The 16,606-nt window shown below is 42.3% G+C and carries 17 protein-coding genes; 2 read left to right on the plus strand and 15 right to left on the minus strand.

Annotated features, from left to right (window positions below; genetic code table 11):
- Positions 1-31: 31 nt before the first annotated feature.
- From rpsF to NYE56_RS20825, 5 genes are all read right to left on the minus strand, one after another.
- Complete coding sequence (rpsF, locus tag NYE56_RS20805; RefSeq protein ID WP_003244064.1) at positions 32-319, minus strand: 30S ribosomal protein S6; 288 nt, start codon at positions 317-319, stop codon at positions 32-34.
- Positions 320-429: 110 nt separating this feature from the next.
- Positions 430-1,530, minus strand: a complete 1,101-nt coding sequence (gene ychF / locus NYE56_RS20810; RefSeq protein WP_003242727.1) for a redox-regulated ATPase YchF — start codon at positions 1,528-1,530, stop codon at positions 430-432.
- Positions 1,531-1,656: 126 nt separating this feature from the next.
- Positions 1,657-3,660, minus strand: coding sequence for a molybdopterin-dependent oxidoreductase (locus tag NYE56_RS20815; protein ID WP_341284365.1), 2,004 nt, complete (start codon positions 3,658-3,660; stop codon positions 1,657-1,659).
- A 50-nt stretch (positions 3,661-3,710) separates the two neighbouring features.
- Positions 3,711-3,917, minus strand: coding sequence for a DUF951 domain-containing protein (locus NYE56_RS20820; RefSeq protein WP_003219236.1), 207 nt, complete (start codon positions 3,915-3,917; stop codon positions 3,711-3,713).
- 93 nt (positions 3,918-4,010) lie between these two features.
- The gene (locus NYE56_RS20825) at positions 4,011-5,027 is read right to left on the minus strand and encodes a YkvI family membrane protein (RefSeq protein WP_268553673.1); all 1,017 of its coding nucleotides are present in this window, start codon (positions 5,025-5,027) and stop codon (positions 4,011-4,013) included.
- A 463-nt stretch (positions 5,028-5,490) separates the two neighbouring features.
- Here NYE56_RS20825 and yyaC point away from each other — a divergent pair, with 463 nt between their 5' ends.
- Entirely contained in the window at positions 5,491-6,108 is a 618-nt protein-coding gene (yyaC, locus tag NYE56_RS20830; protein ID WP_003226834.1) for a spore protease YyaC, read from the plus strand.
- Between the two features lie 38 nt (positions 6,109-6,146).
- On the opposite strand, the gene spo0J is transcribed toward yyaC, so the two are convergent.
- Entirely contained in the window at positions 6,147-6,995 is an 849-nt protein-coding gene (gene spo0J, locus NYE56_RS20835; RefSeq protein WP_341284366.1) for a stage 0 sporulation protein Spo0J, read from the minus strand.
- Complete coding sequence (soj, locus tag NYE56_RS20840) at positions 6,988-7,749, minus strand: sporulation initiation inhibitor protein Soj (protein ID WP_003219244.1); 762 nt, start codon at positions 7,747-7,749, stop codon at positions 6,988-6,990. The genes spo0J and soj overlap by 8 nt, the downstream gene beginning before the upstream one ends.
- Before the next feature lie 247 nt (positions 7,750-7,996).
- Here soj and NYE56_RS20845 point away from each other — a divergent pair, with 247 nt between their 5' ends.
- A complete protein-coding gene (locus tag NYE56_RS20845) occupies positions 7,997-8,437 on the plus strand; it encodes a PH domain-containing protein (RefSeq protein WP_003244005.1) in 441 nt (146 codons plus the stop codon).
- 50 nt (positions 8,438-8,487) lie between these two features.
- Here NYE56_RS20845 and noc read toward each other — a convergent pair whose 3' ends face one another.
- The 8 genes from noc to rpmH all read right to left on the minus strand — a co-directional run bounded on the left by noc (position 8,488) and on the right by rpmH (position 15,980).
- Positions 8,488-9,339 carry a nucleoid occlusion protein gene (noc, locus tag NYE56_RS20850; RefSeq protein WP_003226829.1) on the minus strand — a complete coding sequence of 284 codons (852 nt, stop codon included), beginning with the start codon at positions 9,337-9,339 and terminating at the stop codon, positions 8,488-8,490.
- A gap of 121 nt (positions 9,340-9,460) precedes the next feature.
- Positions 9,461-10,180, minus strand: coding sequence for a 16S rRNA (guanine(527)-N(7))-methyltransferase RsmG (rsmG, locus tag NYE56_RS20855; protein WP_015250777.1), 720 nt, complete (start codon positions 10,178-10,180; stop codon positions 9,461-9,463).
- A 13-nt stretch (positions 10,181-10,193) separates the two neighbouring features.
- On the minus strand, positions 10,194-12,080 hold the full coding sequence (gene mnmG, locus NYE56_RS20860; RefSeq protein ID WP_003226825.1) for a tRNA uridine-5-carboxymethylaminomethyl(34) synthesis enzyme MnmG: 1,887 nt from the start codon (positions 12,078-12,080) through the stop codon (positions 10,194-10,196).
- Between the two features lie 20 nt (positions 12,081-12,100).
- Positions 12,101-13,480: a tRNA uridine-5-carboxymethylaminomethyl(34) synthesis GTPase MnmE gene (gene mnmE, locus NYE56_RS20865; protein ID WP_080530025.1), complete on the minus strand. Its 1,380-nt coding sequence runs from the start codon at positions 13,478-13,480 to the stop codon at positions 12,101-12,103.
- Positions 13,481-13,790: 310 nt separating this feature from the next.
- Positions 13,791-14,417 (minus strand): RNA-binding cell elongation regulator Jag/EloR, encoded by a 627-nt coding sequence (gene jag, locus NYE56_RS20870; protein ID WP_268556293.1) that lies wholly within the window; start codon positions 14,415-14,417, stop codon positions 13,791-13,793.
- Complete coding sequence (gene spoIIIJ, locus NYE56_RS20875) at positions 14,414-15,199, minus strand: YidC family membrane integrase SpoIIIJ (RefSeq protein WP_010886648.1); 786 nt, start codon at positions 15,197-15,199, stop codon at positions 14,414-14,416. The genes jag and spoIIIJ overlap by 4 nt, the downstream gene beginning before the upstream one ends.
- Before the next feature lie 144 nt (positions 15,200-15,343).
- The gene (gene rnpA / locus NYE56_RS20880) at positions 15,344-15,694 is read right to left on the minus strand and encodes a ribonuclease P protein component (RefSeq protein ID WP_003242628.1); all 351 of its coding nucleotides are present in this window, start codon (positions 15,692-15,694) and stop codon (positions 15,344-15,346) included.
- Positions 15,695-15,845: 151 nt separating this feature from the next.
- On the minus strand, positions 15,846-15,980 hold the full coding sequence (gene rpmH, locus NYE56_RS20885) for a 50S ribosomal protein L34 (RefSeq protein ID WP_003178075.1): 135 nt from the start codon (positions 15,978-15,980) through the stop codon (positions 15,846-15,848).
- Positions 15,981-16,606 lie beyond the last annotated feature (626 nt).

Raw genomic sequence — 16,606 nt, forward strand, 5'->3', positions numbered from 1 at the left:
CACCTTTTACCATTATATATTTCAAAATTGCTTATTCTTCTTCTTTAACAACAATGTGGCGAATGATATCGTCACTGATCTTAGCTAGACGGTCAAATTCTTGAACTGCCGCAGCGTCAGATTGAACGTTTACGATTTGGTAGAAACCGTCGCGGAAATCGTTGATTTCGTAAGCAAGACGACGTTTACCCCAATCCTTTGTTCCAGTGATCTCCGCACCGTTAGAAGTCAGAACGTTGTTGAAACGCTCGATAACTGCTTTTTTAGACTCTTCGTCAATGTTTGGGCGGATAATGTACATAACTTCGTACTTTCTCATCTGTTTGCACCTCCTTTTGGACTAAGCGGCCCATAATGGGCAAGGAGCAATAATTCTATTACTCACAATTTTATATTATACCAAAGCTCTTGTCCCTTTACAACTGCATCCTATACATTAAATCGGAAATGAATAACATCTCCGTCTTGGACCACATATTCTTTCCCTTCAAGGCGGACTTTTCCTGCCTCTTTAGCTCCTGCCATACCGCCGCCCGCAAGAAGATCCTCATAAGCAACTGTCTCAGCACGAATGAAGCCCCGCTCAAAGTCACTATGAATAATTCCTGCACACTCAGGGGCTTTCATGCCTTTTTTGAATGTCCAAGCTCTGACTTCCTGTTCTCCGGCTGTGAAATATGTTGCGAGGCCGAGAAGAGAGTAAGACGCTTTGATCAGCTGATCAAGACCTGATTCTTGAATGCCCAGCTCTTCCAAGAACATTTGCTTTTCTTCGCCTTCAAGCTCAGCGATTTCAGATTCGATTTTTGCACACACAACGATAACTTCTGCGTTTTCGCCGGCAGCGTACTCGCGAATCTTCGCTACATTTTCATTGCCAGATGGATCAGCAACTTCATCTTCACTTACGTTGGCCACGTACAAAATAGGCTTCGAAGTCAGTAAATGGAGCTGCTTCACAAGCTTTTGCTGCTCTTCAGTGAATTCTACAGATCGAGCAGGCTTTTCACTCTCAAACGCTTCTTTCAGTTTAGATAAAATCTCAAACTCAAATACAGCGTCTTTATCTTTTTGCTTCGCAAGCTTGCTGACGCGTGTAATCCGCTTTTCAACCGTTTCCATATCAGCGAGGATCAGCTCAAGGTTGATCGTTTCAATGTCATCAATCGGATCAACCTTTCCGGAAACGTGAGTAATGTTGTCATCGGAAAAAGCACGGACAACGTGGCAAATCGCGTCAACTTGGCGAATATGAGATAGGAACTTGTTGCCGAGTCCTTCTCCTTTAGATGCGCCCTTTACAATCCCTGCAATATCAGTGAATTCAAAAGCAGTCGGCACAGTCTTCTTCGGGTTGACCAGCTCAGTCAGCTTTTGCAGACGATCATCCGGTACCTCTACAATTCCCACGTTCGGATCAATTGTACAGAACGGGTAGTTGGCTGATTCGGCACCGGCCTGTGTAATTGCGTTAAATAGTGTTGATTTTCCGACGTTCGGCAAACCAACAATTCCAGCTGTTAAAGCCATTCTTTCATCTCCTCTATATAAAACCGTCATTGTATGAACGTATTTTGAACCTAGAGCAATTATAAGGAGGTTCACTGGAAAAGACAAGCTGACAAAAAAGCATTTTCAGCCTGCCAATCCCTTTGATTATGCTTTTTTCAAGCCTACTAAACAGTCAAAAAGCGTACTTCCCATTCCATTATCAGAATTTGTATCATTTGTCAGTGCATTGACTGACCCTCCAAAAGCCGCCCACATGCCTTCATCTATATTAATCGTCTTCGCATGAGCCTGCTTCATCACTTTCACCTTGCCCTTCAAGCGTCCGCGGTCATTAAAGATGACAACTTCGTCTCCATCCTGAAGATCCTGCTCAGCCGCTATATCTGGAGAAATATCGACCTGAACGTGCTGAAGCTTTTCAATAAACGGCACATGCTGTGAATGGTTGGAACGCTGCGGATGAATGGATAACAGCGTATAAGGGTACTTTTCAGCTAACTCCTCATTATGGAAAACAGATTCTTCGGGCACATTTAATTGAAGCGAGCCGCTAAATCCTTTTTGCTCAGCTAGCGACGAAGTAAATTCAAATTTTCCACTCGGCGTCAAAAACTGATAATCATCCCACGGCACCTGTTTTACTGGAAGAGGGAGGTGGCCTTTTTCTTTTAAACGCTCAAGTGTCACATCCTCTGCTTCCAATGAAGAAAGCCCCATCTCTAAAAATTCTTGAGTGCTGTATTCAAACAGCTCGCCAAACCCAAGACGTTTTGCAAGCTCTGACCAGATCCAGCTGTCCGATTTCGCTTCACCCTGCGGCTCCACAAGCTTCTTCCCGTACTGAACATAATGATGATACATACTGGAATAGTAGATATCTTCTTCTTCAAAAACAGTGGCAGTCGGCAAAACATAATCACACAGCTTTGCGGTATCCGTCATAATGGAATCAATCGCGACCGTCATTGGAACCTTTTTAAAAGCTTGTCTCACCTTATTTGTATTCGGCACCTGAGTCAGCGGATTTCCGCACGTCACAATAATCATCTCAATCGCAGGATCAGCAGCGGTCAACACTTCTTCAGCCTGTGTCATCATTGAAAAAGAACGGGATGTTGTTTTTAATTCCGGCAGCGTCAGCTTTGTTTTTGCAAAGCTCTCACCAATCTGGACATTTCCGAAATTCGCGCCGCCGCCCTTAATTCCGACATTTCCGCTTGCCGCAATAAGTGCATCAATCCAACGAATCGTTCCCCCGCCGTTTTTATATCGCTGCATGCCAAGCCCCATAAAAGTAGACACCGGACCATCAGCATACAAACCGGCCAAATACTCCAGCTCCTCCATAGAAGTTTCTGTTTTCACAATAAACTCTTCCAGAGAAACGGTCTTCAAAAGCTCTTTCACATCATCAAAACCGACAGAATGCTCAGAAATAAACGTTTCATCCGTTCTTCCCGTCTCAATCAGAACCTTCAAAACGGCTGCCGCAAGCCAGCCGTCCATTCCAGGCTTTACAGAGATATAGCGGTCGGCAAGCTTAGCAGTCGGGTTAAAGATCGGATCAATCACCGTAATCGTGGCGCCCTTCTTTTTCACCTGCTGCAAGTGATGGTATAAGTGTATATTTGTTCTTGATACATTTCTTCCCCACACAACAACATGCTTGCTGTTGTAAATATCAAGCGGGCCGTGCCCGTACGAACGGCCAAAATCCCAGCTTTGCGCCTCGATGCCGGAGCCCCAGCATATGCTTCCGACGATTTCAGTCACGCCGCCATATCCATTAAAAAAACGCTGATCAAGCGCTTTTAACAGACCGTTATTCGCATAATCATGGCTGTGCAAAACAGCAGTCGTCTCCGACGTTTCCTTGATTTCCCGAAGTTTGTCGGCAATTTCATCAAGTGCCTGCTCCCAAGAAATCCGCACAAACTCGCCATTTTGTTTTTTCATTGGATAGCGAAGCCGATCAGGCGAATTTGTTTTTGTCTCAAGCATTCTGCCACGGCCGCAGATTTTACCTTCCGTAATCGGATGGTTTGGATCTCCGTCCACTTTTGTTACCTTTCCGTCATCAACAGTCACCAAAAAGCCGCAGCTGTCCCAACAATTCAGCGGACATGCCGACTGATGCACTTTGCTCATCGCCGTCTACTCCTTACCTTCTATATGAAAAAGCATGAGTGTCGGCCTATTTATGAAGTAGGCTCCTCATGCTTGACTAGTACTTTTTTTAGTTTTCTTTCAAATTCTTTTCTCGGAATCATAACACTGTGAGAGCATCCCTCACACTTAATTCGAATATCCATTCCCATGCGTATAATTTTCCAGCTGTTCGCTCCGCATGGATGCGGTTTTTTCATTTCTACGATATCATTCAGGCCAAAGTCTTTATCCGCCAAGACCCTTCACCTCTTTTCATAAACTGCTGTATCTATTGTACAAAAAAACTGATCATAAGAGCAATCAAGATACCCGAAAAGAATTACATCCTCTTATTTCCATTTACTCAAAATAGGATATAAGAGCAGACAAACTAACAAATACAAATTGAGCATCCCGTATATCGGATACAAAAACGCGATCAAATCAGAAAATCCGAAAGAAGTAAAAGGTACCATTAACACTAACAAAATCAACACTATCAACCATCTCGGCATATGAATAAACGCCATCAGCCGGCTGGACAGCCCCAGCAAACCAGCTACCGTCGTCGTGTAAATGGCCAGGCACAGCACCGCCGTCATACATAAAAAAAGGAAATAAGGCGCACCCTCCAGAACGGCAAACAGCGGTATTTCAAACTGAGAAAGGGAACCCGCCAGCTCCACCAACGTTTCATTATAAACAAATGAGATCACGCCAAAAATAAGACCGCTTGCCACACTTGCGATTTTTGCTTCTCCGAGCCCTTTCATCTCTTTCCCAACGGAGGATAAAATCGCAACAACTGAAAGGATGTTTAAAGAGGTAAATGTAATGCTCGCAGGCCAGTTATACTGCTGGGACAAATCAATCGTCCACGTATGGTGATGTGTGCTCTGAAAGGAGATCAGCGCATATAAAAGCCCCGCTACTAACACAGGAATCAAAATACTATTTATAGATAATATTCCTTTCACATCCCACAAAAACAAGCACACTGTCACGATGCAAATCAGCGTGATTCCCCACCAGAAAGGAAGCTTGTACATTTGCAGGGTCACACCGCCTCCGGCAATCATCACCATAGTTGTCGAAAACAAATAAAAAATGATGAGGACATCATAAATTTTCGCCAGCCATGGCCCCATTAAATGCTCCAGAACCGGCAGAAAATGAGTGGATTGAACCTTAAAACTGATTTTCATCACAATATAAGACGAGAAAATGAACATGATTGTAAACAGCACAATAGCAAGTCCGCTTTCCGCCCCAAAAAACTGCCATATCTCCTGACCGCTCGCATATCCGGCCCCGATCAGGCTCCCTAATATGAGCAGCATCCACTTCATTCCGGCTCTCCACAACACTATCACCTCATAGACAAAGTTCAGCTTGTTCCCGTTATTGTTACTATATAAATAAAGGAAAGCAAACATGCCATATTTTCATAGACATTTGAACACAAGTTGAAATTATCATACGAAATACACATAAAAAAAGACTGCTAATACGGCAGTCTAAAAAGAGATATTTATTTATTTGTCCGCGGAATGAAGAAGTGAACTTCACTCTTCACTTTTTTCTAACCATTCCTACCTATTCAAGTGTTTCATAAGCAGACCATTGCTTGATCATGATCGAGGCAATGGGGGACAATACTTGTAATCGCCCACTAACCATTCATACCATGCCCTCTACTTTTTTTAAAATCTCCGGTGCCATACACAAAGCATAAAAAATCATACTGCTGGATATACTGTAAACAACCTTACATAACGAAACACACACCATAGCAATTCTGTTACCTACTATAACAAGGAAGTGAAACCCATGAATCGAAAAGGCGGGCTTTTTTCCTCTCAGGAACGAGTAAAGCAATATGTTTCACATACAGATGCTGCAGCGGCAAAACAAATCCAAACCATCCTTTCTTCATCCTTACGTAAAGCTGCCGGCAAACCAATTGTCGTGGTTTGTATCGGAACAGACCGTTCAACCGGTGACTCATTAGGCCCGCTCGTAGGAATGAAACTCAAACAGATGCAGCTCACCAGATTCCATGTCTACGGAACCTTATCTGACCCCGTCCATGCTGTGAACATGAAGGATAAAATCAATGACATTCATAAATTACATAAAAACCCATTTGTTATAGCAGTGGATGCATGCTTAGGCCGCGTTAAGAGTGTGGGTTCATTTCAAATCGGGGACGGGCCATTAAAGCCCGGAGCCGGTGTACAAAAAGACCTTCCTGAAGTGGGAGATCTTCATATTAACGGAATCGTGAATGTGAGCGGTTTCATGGAATATTTTGTATTACAGAACACTAGACTCAACTTGGTCATGAATATGGCAAATGTTCTAGCGGAAGGTTTGAGTTTAACAGATCGGACAGAGTGGAGGCAAGAACGCATTAATCCACTGCAAAGGCTCACTGGGCGCATATAAAACAAAAACCATCTTCGTTTGAAAGATGGTTTTTTCATTTATGATTCTCGTTCAGACAAAAGCTCTAAAATCCGGTCAAGGTCTTCATTAGAGAAAAATTCAATTTCGATTTTGCCTTTTTTCTTCTGTCTTTTAATATTAACTGTTGTTCCAAAATAATTTTGGAGATAGGATTCTCGTTCTTTTAGAACCGCATCTTTCACAGGTTCTTTTTTCTTTGTTTCACGTGGAACATTCTGATTCAACTGCTGAATCAGCTGCTCAAGCTGGCGAACATTGAGCTGCTCCGCAATCACTTTTTGTACCAGCGGTTCAAGCTTATTTTTGTTTTTTAAGCCAAGAAGCGTGCGTCCATGTCCCATAGAAAGCGTACCTTCGGCAATAAGCTGCTGAATATTTTCTGGCAGTGTCAGCAGTCTTAAATGATTCGCAATATGCGGTCTGCTTTTCCCAAGACGTTTGGCAAGCTGTTCTTGCGTGAGATCTAAGTGTTTCAGCAAGGAGTCATATGCCTGAGCCTCTTCAAGCGGAGATAAATCTTCACGCTGAAGGTTTTCTAATAAAGCAATTTCCCTCATTAACGCCTCTGATAATTCACGGACAATGGCCGGAACTGTATCTAAACCTGCCAGCTTTGCCGCTCGAAAACGCCGTTCACCCGCAACAATATCATAGCCTTTTAAAGATTTTCTGACGATAAGCGGCTGAAGAATGCCATGCTGCAGCACAGAATCTTTTAGTTCAGCTAATGCCTCGTCATCAAAGTGTTTTCTTGGCTGATAAGGATTAGGGCGTAAATCGGCAATTTTAATTTCTTCAACTGTCTCTTCAGACAAATCTACCTGATTAAATAACGCATTAATCCCTTTTCCAAGGCCTTTAGCCATTCGCAGCCACTTCCTTTGCTAAATCTAGATATACTTCCGCACCTCTTGACCGCGGATCGTATAAAATGATGGGTTTTCCGTGACTCGGTGCCTCACTCAGACGGACATTACGCGGAATAACTGTCTTATATACTTTATCCCTAAAATACTTTTTAACCTCTTCAATCACTTGAATGCCAAGGTTTGTCCGGGCATCAAGCATTGTCAGCAATACACCTTCAATCATTAAATCAGTATTCAAATGCTTTTGCACAAGACGTACTGTATTTAATAACTGGCTGAGACCCTCCAAGGCATAATATTCGCACTGTACAGGAATCACAACGGAATCCGAGGCTGTAAGGGCGTTAATCGTCAGCAAGCCCAATGACGGCGGACAATCAATGATAATATAATCATAATTTTGCTTTACTGCTTCAAGCGCTCTCTTCAATCTCACTTCTCTTGATATTGTAGGAACCAGCTCGATCTCAGCCCCTGCAAGCTGAATCGTCGCAGGAATCACATCCAAGTTCTCTACTGTCGTTGCTTTAATAATATCTATTACATCTGCATCATCTACTAAAATATCGTACACACACTGCTCTACATCGGCTTTTTCAATCCCTAATCCGCTTGTCGCATTTCCCTGCGGATCAATATCTACCAGCAGAACCCTTTTCCCTATGTAAGCCAAACATGCCCCAAGGTTGACAGACGTCGTTGTTTTGCCGACCCCGCCTTTTTGGTTCGTAATTGCTATGATTTTTCCCACGATGTCACCTACTTTCACATGAACATGTACTATCTTGCTTCTATTCTATCAAAAAAAGATTAAAGCGTTTCATTTTTTTCATCATTTTGTTCCGAATCAGAAGGGAAATAATTGAAAATTCAAGCACGCTTTATGCTTTCTCTTATAAATTCTGCAGTTTCTATGTTTTTTTGACTTAAAAAAGGAATTTCTTAAAGAAAAAAAGAAGAAGTCACAGTACAGAACGTGGAAACAGGATGGTGAGAAAATGGTTTATCAAACGAAGAGAGATGTACCCGTTACGCTGATGATTGTGTTTCTCATATTACTGATACAAGCAGATGCCATTGTTCCTTTTGTGCTGGGAAATATGAGAGTTTCCGGCTGGATCATTTTTATTCTGCTGACTCTTTTAAATGGACTCATCATTTGGAGCTTTATTGACCTAAAATATGTATTGAAGGAACACCATCTGATCATTAAAGCCGGATTGATCAAACATCAAATTCCTTATGAAAACATCGATAAAGTCGTTCAAAAAAAGAAACTGTGGTCCGGTTTTCGTCTGATCGGCTCTCGCCATGCCATCACAATATATTATCAGGGGGGATGGGGACATGCAGTGATTTCACCGCAAAAATCTGAAGAATTTATCCACAAGCTCAAAGAAAAGAATTCTAATATAATAATATTCACTAAAAGTAAGTGATTACCTTTTATTAAAAATATAAAAAGCTCTCCTGCTTTTCAGGAGAGCTTCTATTTTGGTATGCGAATCGTTAATTGAATATATTCTTCAAATTCTTCTTCTTCCGTATTCAATTTTACACCGCTGTCTTCCACCATTGATAGTGACTGGCGAATCGTGTTCATCGCAATTCTTGTATCTCTGCTGAATGCTTTGCGTCTCGGCTTTGGCTTTCTCTGGCCTTGCTCCAGCATTTTCACCACGCGGTCTTCTGTCTGCTTTACATTTAAACTTTTCTCAATAATCTCTGTGAGCAGTGTGACTTGGAGCTCAGGCTGTTTCAGCGGAATCAGTGCTCTGGCATGGCGCTCGGTGATTTTCTTCTCCATAATCGCCTCTTGGACCGGCTGAGGCAGCTTTAATAACCGAAGCTTATTCGCGATTGTAGACTGCCCTTTTCCTAAGCGCTGTGCGAGTGCCTCCTGTGTTAAATCATGCAGCTCAAGCAGCCTAGCATAAGCATGCGCTTCCTCAATAGAAGACAGTTCTTCCCGCTGCAAGTTTTCGATTAACGCCACAGAAGCGGTTTCCGTGTCGGAAAAATCCTTAATAATTGCCGGAATCTTTTCCCACTCAAGCGATTGCACCGCTCTCCAGCGTCTTTCACCTGCAATGAGTTCGTATTGGCCTTCTTCTTCTGTATGCCTAACAACAATCGGCTGAATAATGCCGTGTGTATGAATGGTCATTGCTAACTCTTTGATTTTTTCATCTGAGAAAATGGTGCGTGGCTGAAAACGGTTGGGAACGATAGCATTTACCGGTATTTCCAGAATCTCTTCTTTGTTTGTATCATGTTCAGCAATCTCCGGCTCCTGTTCCTTCTCACCAAGCCCGAAGAAACGAGAGAATGAATGCTTCATGTACCTACACCACCTTTAAAAACTGCCATTTTTATAATTCTATTTTCTCATGGTTTTTCCTGCTGTACATCCATCAATTTTGATGAAAATATGATGGTATTGTCATATCAGGCTGTCTAAATTACCCTTCAATTGGCGATTTATTAGGAGTTCCCGGTTTTCTTGGATACTTCTTAGGTGTATTTTTTATTTTGCGTATCACCATAATATTACGATCGCTTTCTTCAATAGGCAGCTTAAAAGAATGGATATTCTCAAGTTCTCCTCCAAGCGTCGTGATTGCTTTTTTGCCTGCATTCAGTTCTTCTTCAGCTGATGCGGCTTTTAAAGCAACAAATAAACCGTTTTTCTTCACCAGAGGCAAGCAAAGCTCACTCAAAACAGATAATCTCGCAACTGCTCGCGCTGTCACAATATCATAGCTTTCACGCACGTCTTTCCGTTGCCCGAACGTTTCAGCTCTATCATGGCAGAATGTTGTATTCTCCAATTGCAAAGCCTCAGATAACTTTTCTAAAAACGTGATCCGTTTATTCAGTGAATCCACGATTGTGACATTGAGGTGCGGAAAGCATATTTTTATCGGCAGACTTGGAAAACCCGCTCCCGCTCCGACATCACAAATCGTGTTCACCTGATTGAAGTCGACATAAAAAGCAGCTGTAATGGAATCATAAAAATGCTTTAAATACACTTCTTTTTTCTCTGTTATTGAAGTCAGATTGATTTTTTCGTTCCATTCAACCAGCATGTCGTAATACAGCTCAAATTGCTCCAGCTGACGGGGAGAAAGGGAGATCCCTTTTTCCGCCAAACCAGAAGTGAATTCTTCAATATTCATGCCGTCATCCTTTCTATTCGGCTATCTTCGCAATGCGTCCCTGCTCTAAATACACCAATAGAATTGAAATGTCCGCCGGGTTTACACCGGAAATGCGGGAAGCTTGGGCAACAGACAAAGGCCGTACATTTTTCAGTTTTTGACGCGCCTCGGTCGCAATCCCCTTAATTGCGTCATAATCAATTCGGTCTGGAATTTTTTTATTTTCCATCTTCTTCAGTTTTTCCACTTGCTGAAGAGATTTTTCAATATATCCTTCATATTTCACTTGGATTTCTACTTGTTCTGCCACGTCTTGAGGAACGGGCACTTCTGGCGGCGCCAGTTTTGTGACTGTTTCATAGTTCATTTCAGGACGCTTCATCAAGTCTGTGCCACGAACTCCATCTTTCAATTCGCTTCCGCCAAGAGAACGGATATATTCTTGATTTTCCGGAGACGGCTTGATAATTACAGAATGAAGACGTTTTTTCTCCGCTTCGATCGCAGCTTTTTTCTTCTCAAAGGCCGCATAGCGCTCATCAGAAATCAATCCAATGCGGTGTCCGATTTCTGTCAGACGCAAATCAGCATTGTCATGGCGAAGCAGCAATCTGTATTCAGCACGTGATGTCAAAAGACGATATGGCTCATTGGTACCTTTTGTCACAAGGTCATCAATCAGAACACCAATGTAGGCGTCAGAACGGCTTAAAATCACTTCTTCTTTTCCAAGCGCTTTTCGTCCTGCATTGATTCCCGCCATAATCCCTTGTCCCGCAGCTTCTTCATAACCGGAAGTTCCGTTAATTTGGCCTGCAGTGTAAAGGTTTGTGATTTTTTTTGTTTCAAGTGTCGGCCAGAGCTGTGTCGGTACGATTGCATCATACTCGATCGCATAGCCGGCTCTCATCATTTGCACGTTTTCAAGTCCAGGAATCGTTGCAAGCATTCTTTGCTGTACGTCTTCTGGAAGACTTGTAGATAAACCTTGGACATAGACTTCCTGTGTATTTCTGCCTTCCGGCTCAAGGAAGATTTGGTGACGCGGTTTATCATTAAATCGTACAACTTTATCTTCAATGGACGGGCAATATCTTGGACCTGTACCTTTGATCATACCGGAATACATCGGTGAACGGTGCAGGTTGCTGTCAATAATCTCATGTGTCTCAGGGCTTGTATATGTCAGCCAGCAAGGGAGCTGATCTGTGATATATTCCACTGTTTCATATGAGAAAGCGCGAGGCACATCGTCACCAGGCTGAATTTCCGTTTTACTGTAATCAATCGTATCGCTTTTAACGCGAGGCGGCGTACCTGTTTTAAAACGAACAAGGTCAAAACCGAGTTCCTCCAAATGCTCAGAAAGCTTAATAGAAGGCTGCTGGTTATTCGGGCCGCTTGAGTAAGACAGATCGCCAAGAATGATACGTCCTCTTAAATATGTCCCTGTCGTCATGACAACTGCTTTCGCACGATAATGTGCGCCTGTTTGTGTAATAACGCCTCGGCATTCGCCGTCTTCAACGATCAGCCGCTCCACAATTCCTTGCAGCAATGTTAAGTTTGGTTCTTTTTCAAGCGTATTTTTCATTTCGTGCTGATATTGGAATTTGTCTGCTTGCGCACGCAAAGCACGAACCGCAGGACCTTTTCCTGTATTCAGCATTCTCATTTGAATATGTGTTTTATCGATGTTTCTTCCCATTTCTCCGCCGAGCGCGTCAATTTCGCGGACGACAATCCCTTTTGCGGGGCCGCCGACAGACGGATTACATGGCATAAATGCAACCATATCTAGGTTGATGGTCAAGACAAGCGTTTTGGCGCCTTGGCGTGCAGATGCGAGGGCAGCCTCAACACCGGCATGCCCGGCGCCAATCACAATCACATCGTATTGGCCTGCTTCATACCCCATGATTCTAGTTCCTCCTTTAATTATTTTCCTAAACAGAATTGAGAAAAGAGCTGATCAATTAAGCTTTCGTGGACAGAATCTCCAATGATTTCCCCTAAAAGCTCCCAGCATCTTGTAAGGTCAATTTGCACCATGTCGATCGGGACATCCTGTTCGATGCCGCTAAGCGCATCTTCAATGGCGCGTTTTGCTTGCTGTAAGATAGAGATGTGACGTGTGTTGCTGACATAAGTCAGATCACCGCTTTCAATGGCACCCGTGTAGAACAATGATTGAATCGCTTCTTCCAGATCATTGATGCCTTCCTCTTTTAAAAGAGATGTCGTAACAACTGGACGTCCATTGGCAAGCTCACGGACACGTTCAGTGTCAATCTTCGCCTCAAGGTCAGTCTTATTCAAAATCACGATAACATCCATGCCCTCAACGGCTTCAAAAAGCTTCACGTCTTCTTCAGAAAGCTCTTCACTATAATTAAGCACAAGTAAAATCAGGTCCGCTTCCTTTAGGACCTGGCGAGAACGTTCAACACCGATTCGCTCAACAATATCCTCTGTTTCACGAATACCTGCTGTATCAACCAGACGAAGCGGGACGCCCCTTACATTCACGTATTCCTCAATCACATCCCGTGTCGTTCCGGGAATATCGGTTACAATGGCTTTTGCCTCATGAACGAGGCTGTTCAGAAGAGATGATTTTCCTACGTTTGGCCGGCCGATAATGACGGTAGAAAGACCTTCACGCAAGATTTTTCCTTGCTCAGAAGTCCTCAGCAGCGTCTCAATTTCCTTTTTCACGGCGGTTGCCTTTTCGACTAAAATCTGATGCGTCATTTCCTCTACATCATCATACTCCGGATAATCGATATTCACCTCAACATGGGCCAGTGTTTCTAAAATCTCACTACGCAAACGGCGCACCAAAGCAGAAAGACGCCCTTCCATTTGATTCATAGCAACGTTCATTGCCCGGTCCGTTTTCGCTCTGATTAAGTCCATAACCGCTTCCGCCTGTGAAAGATCGATACGCCCGTTTAAAAACGCACGTTTCGTAAATTCTCCAGGCTCTGCCAGTCTCGCTCCCTCTCTCAATGCGAGCTGAAGCACTTGGTTCACAGTCACAATTCCCCCGTGACAGTTTATCTCGATAACATCTTCCCGTGTAAAAGTTCTCGGCGCTTTTAACACTGATACCATTACTTCCTCAACGACACGATCCGAAGGTCTGTCTACGATATGACCATAATGAATCGTATGTGATTCGACCGAGCTGAGTGTTTTCCCCTTCGGTCCCTTATAAATTTTATCTGCGATTTGAATGGCTTCTGGTCCGCTCAACCGTACAATCGCAATCGCGCCTTCTCCCATCGGTGTGGAAATTGCCGCAATTGTATCCATGTTGTTCACCTCTCTTTACTTATACTTCATCTATATAAAAAAATTTTTATTATGCCAAAACTAAAAGATAACATAGTTTGGTTCGAAGTGGAAGATTTGTTATCCACAGAAATAGAAATTCGTCCCTTATTACTTTAACTTATCCACATGTGAATAACAATTAATTTTATTTCCTGAACTTCCTTTTTATCAACAGGATACACCTAAAAAGAAAAAACTTAAACGGCAAAACCTTGATATTACTAGGAAAAGTGGATTTTTCGGATACAAAAAAACCGAAATCCAATTTTTATCGGACTTCGGTTTTATGCTATCTTTTATGGGAAATAACGAGATGACGATTTTCGCCCTCACCCATTGAATATGTTTTGATCTGGTGGTTTGCATATCCAGAAAGAGTATCGTGAATAATTTTTCTTTCGCTGGACGGCATAGGCTCAAGCTGGATGGACTTTTTCGTTTTCAAAACCTGGTCAGCAAGCTTGATGGCCAGCTGGCTCAGTGTTTCTTTTCTTTTCAAACGATAGTTTTCTGCATCCACCGTCACATTTTTATATTGGCCTGGATAACGGTTATGGGCAAGCTGTGTCAAAGTTTCAAGGGCGTTTAAGGTTTGTCCTCTTTTCCCAATTAACAATGCTGCCTTTTCACCTGTTATATGATATCTCACTGTCTTTTTGCTTTCTTGAACAGTCACATCAGACTTCCCGGCAATGGCTTCGGCAATCGTTTGAAGATATAACTTCGCTTGCTGAATCGGATCAATCTTTTCAACCAGCTTTACGATCGCAGGCTTTTTACCGAAAATACCGAGAAACCCTTTGTTTCCCTCTTCAATAACAGTAATTTCTACCTTATCCTTCGTTAATCCCAACTCTTGCAATCCGGACTGTACTGCTTCATCGACATTTCGCCCTGCAGCAGTCACATTCCTCACTTTTTCTTTCCTCCGGCTTTTTGCGGCTCAGGATTTTTTTTAATATCAGGTCCTTTAATGAGGAAAGTTTGCGCAATCATAAACAAGTTACCGACTACCCAATAAAGAGAAAGAGCCGCCGGGAAGTTGATCGCAAATACGATAATCATAATTGGCATAATCCAAAGCATCATCGCCATTTGCGGATTTTGCTGCGCATTGCCCGCCATCATCAGTTTTTGCTGAACAAATGTAGCGACACCGGCAACGATAGGAAGAATATAGTAAGGATCTTTTTCTCCTAAGTCAAACCATAAGAAGCTATGCTCTGAAATCGCCTGGGTTCTCATGATCGCATGATAGAATCCAATTAAAATCGGCATCTGGATCAAAATCGGGAAACATCCCGCCAATGGATTGACACCATGCTTTTGGAATAAAGCCATTGTTTCCTGTTGGAGCTTTTGCTGCGTTTTTTGATCCTTTGAGCTGTATTTTTCTTTAAGCTTTTGCATTTCCGGCTGTAAAGCCTGCATCGCTTTCGAACTTCTCAGCTGCTTAATCATCAGCGGTAAAATTAATAAACGAATTAAAATGGTAACTAGAATTATTGAAAGCCCGTAGTTATCTCCCGTCAATTTCGCTACATACGTAATGAGCTCAGACAATGGATATACTACGTACTTGTCCCAGAAATGCGGACTATCTGCAGTGATCGGCTCTTTCACACTCGAGCATCCAGCCAAAAGCATGAATACGCCAACCATACTTAATAGCAACCCTATTCTCCTTTTCAACAACATTTCCTCCTATAATTAATCTTTACACTCTTTTATTGCAAAGCATACTTGTATGTATTTTAGCATCTTTCAGTTTTAAATGGTGTCTTTTTCTGATCAACCAGAAAGGAAGCGCTTTTAAAAGTTGTAAGAAAGCAGTGGTGATGCCTACTTTGACGAAGATTTCTTATATAATGAAGACTTTCTGAATAGATGCTGCAGACTTTTTTTCGTTTCCTCATATGTCAGCTGGCTCGCCGGTTTTCTGGCAATAATGATGTAATCCTTTTCCTTCAGTCTCTCTTTCTCTTCAAGAAAGGCCTGCCGAATCAAACGTTTGATCCGATTTCGCATCACGGCATTGCCAATTTTTTTGCTGACGGAAAGCCCGACACGCAGTTCATCATTTTCAGGCTGATCAAGCGTATATAAGACAAACTGGCGGTTTGCAACTGATGTCCCATGTTTAAACACTTTTTGAAAATCTTCATTTTTCTTTAAACGATTTCGCTTCTTCAAATGACTCACTCCGATACTGGCTGGCAGAAACTTTTAAAATTTATTATGAACATGAGATGCATCTGAACCAGGAAGCATGCCCCGGTTCATTACGCATCACATCTATCTTTTCCCATAACGTGAAAAAAGACCACTGACATTATTCAGTGGCCTAAGCTGATAATACTTTTCTGCCTTTGCGGCGACGGCGTGCTAAAACTAGACGACCGTTTTTTGAACTCATACGGCTTCTGAAGCCATGAACTTTGCTGCGTTTACGGTTATTCGGTTGGAATGTTCTTTTCATTTATGACACCTCCCTCGAGGAATAGCTGTTAAAGACAGTCTTACTTATTATATTTGCGTTACCTATTCATTGTCAACTTCACTAGTGCTTTTATTTCTTGCAACCATAATAGGATACCATACCTTTTCAACTTTCGAAACCTTATTTTTTAGATTCCTTAATTTTACGGAAAAAAGACAAATCCAAACAATTTGCCCCTAAAATCACGCATGTGGATATCTTTTTCGGCTTTTTTTAGTATCCACAGAGGTTATCGACAACATTTTCACATTACCAACCCCTGTGGACAAGGTTTTTTCAACAGGTTGTCCGCTTTGTGGATAAGATTGTGACAACCATTGCAAGCTCTCGTTTATTTTGGTATTATATTTGTGTTTTAACTCTTGATTACTAATCCTACCTTTCCTCTTTATCCACAAAGTGTGGATAAGTTGTGGATTGATTTCACACAGCTTGTGTAGAAGGTTGTCCACAAGTTGTGAAATTTGTCGAAAAGCTATTTATCTACTATATTATATGTTTTCAACATTTAATGTGTACGAATGGTAAGCGCCATTTGCTCTTTTTTTGTGTTCTATAACAGAGAAAGACACCATTTTCTAAGAAAAGGAGGGACGTGCCGGAAG

Origin of the sequence: Bacillus sp. FSL R5-0603 (assembly GCF_038050295.1) — a bacterium.
Classification (GTDB): domain Bacteria; phylum Bacillota; class Bacilli; order Bacillales; family Bacillaceae; genus Bacillus; species Bacillus subtilis.

Coding starts and splice junctions, on each gene's coding strand:
- rpsF (WP_003244064.1), bottom strand. CDS start 319: ATGAGAAAGTACGAAGTTATGTACATTATCCGCCCAAACATTGACGAA.
- ychF (WP_003242727.1), bottom strand. CDS start 1,530: ATGGCTTTAACAGCTGGAATTGTTGGTTTGCCGAACGTCGGAAAATCA.
- NYE56_RS20815 (WP_341284365.1), bottom strand. CDS start 3,660: ATGAGCAAAGTGCATCAGTCGGCATGTCCGCTGAATTGTTGGGACAGC.
- yyaC (WP_003226834.1), top strand. CDS start 5,491: ATGAATCGAAAAGGCGGGCTTTTTTCCTCTCAGGAACGAGTAAAGCAA.
- spo0J (WP_341284366.1), bottom strand. CDS start 6,995: ATGGCTAAAGGCCTTGGAAAAGGGATTAATGCGTTATTTAATCAGGTA.
- NYE56_RS20845 (WP_003244005.1), top strand. CDS start 7,997: ATGGTTTATCAAACGAAGAGAGATGTACCCGTTACGCTGATGATTGTG.
- noc (WP_003226829.1), bottom strand. CDS start 9,339: ATGAAGCATTCATTCTCTCGTTTCTTCGGGCTTGGTGAGAAGGAACAG.
- rsmG (WP_015250777.1), bottom strand. CDS start 10,180: ATGAATATTGAAGAATTCACTTCTGGTTTGGCGGAAAAAGGGATCTCC.
- mnmG (WP_003226825.1), bottom strand. CDS start 12,080: ATGGGGTATGAAGCAGGCCAATACGATGTGATTGTGATTGGCGCCGGG.
- mnmE (WP_080530025.1), bottom strand. CDS start 13,480: ATGGATACAATTGCGGCAATTTCCACACCGATGGGAGAAGGCGCGATT.
- spoIIIJ (WP_010886648.1), bottom strand. CDS start 15,199: ATGTTGTTGAAAAGGAGAATAGGGTTGCTATTAAGTATGGTTGGCGTA.
- rpmH (WP_003178075.1), bottom strand. CDS start 15,980: ATGAAAAGAACATTCCAACCGAATAACCGTAAACGCAGCAAAGTTCAT.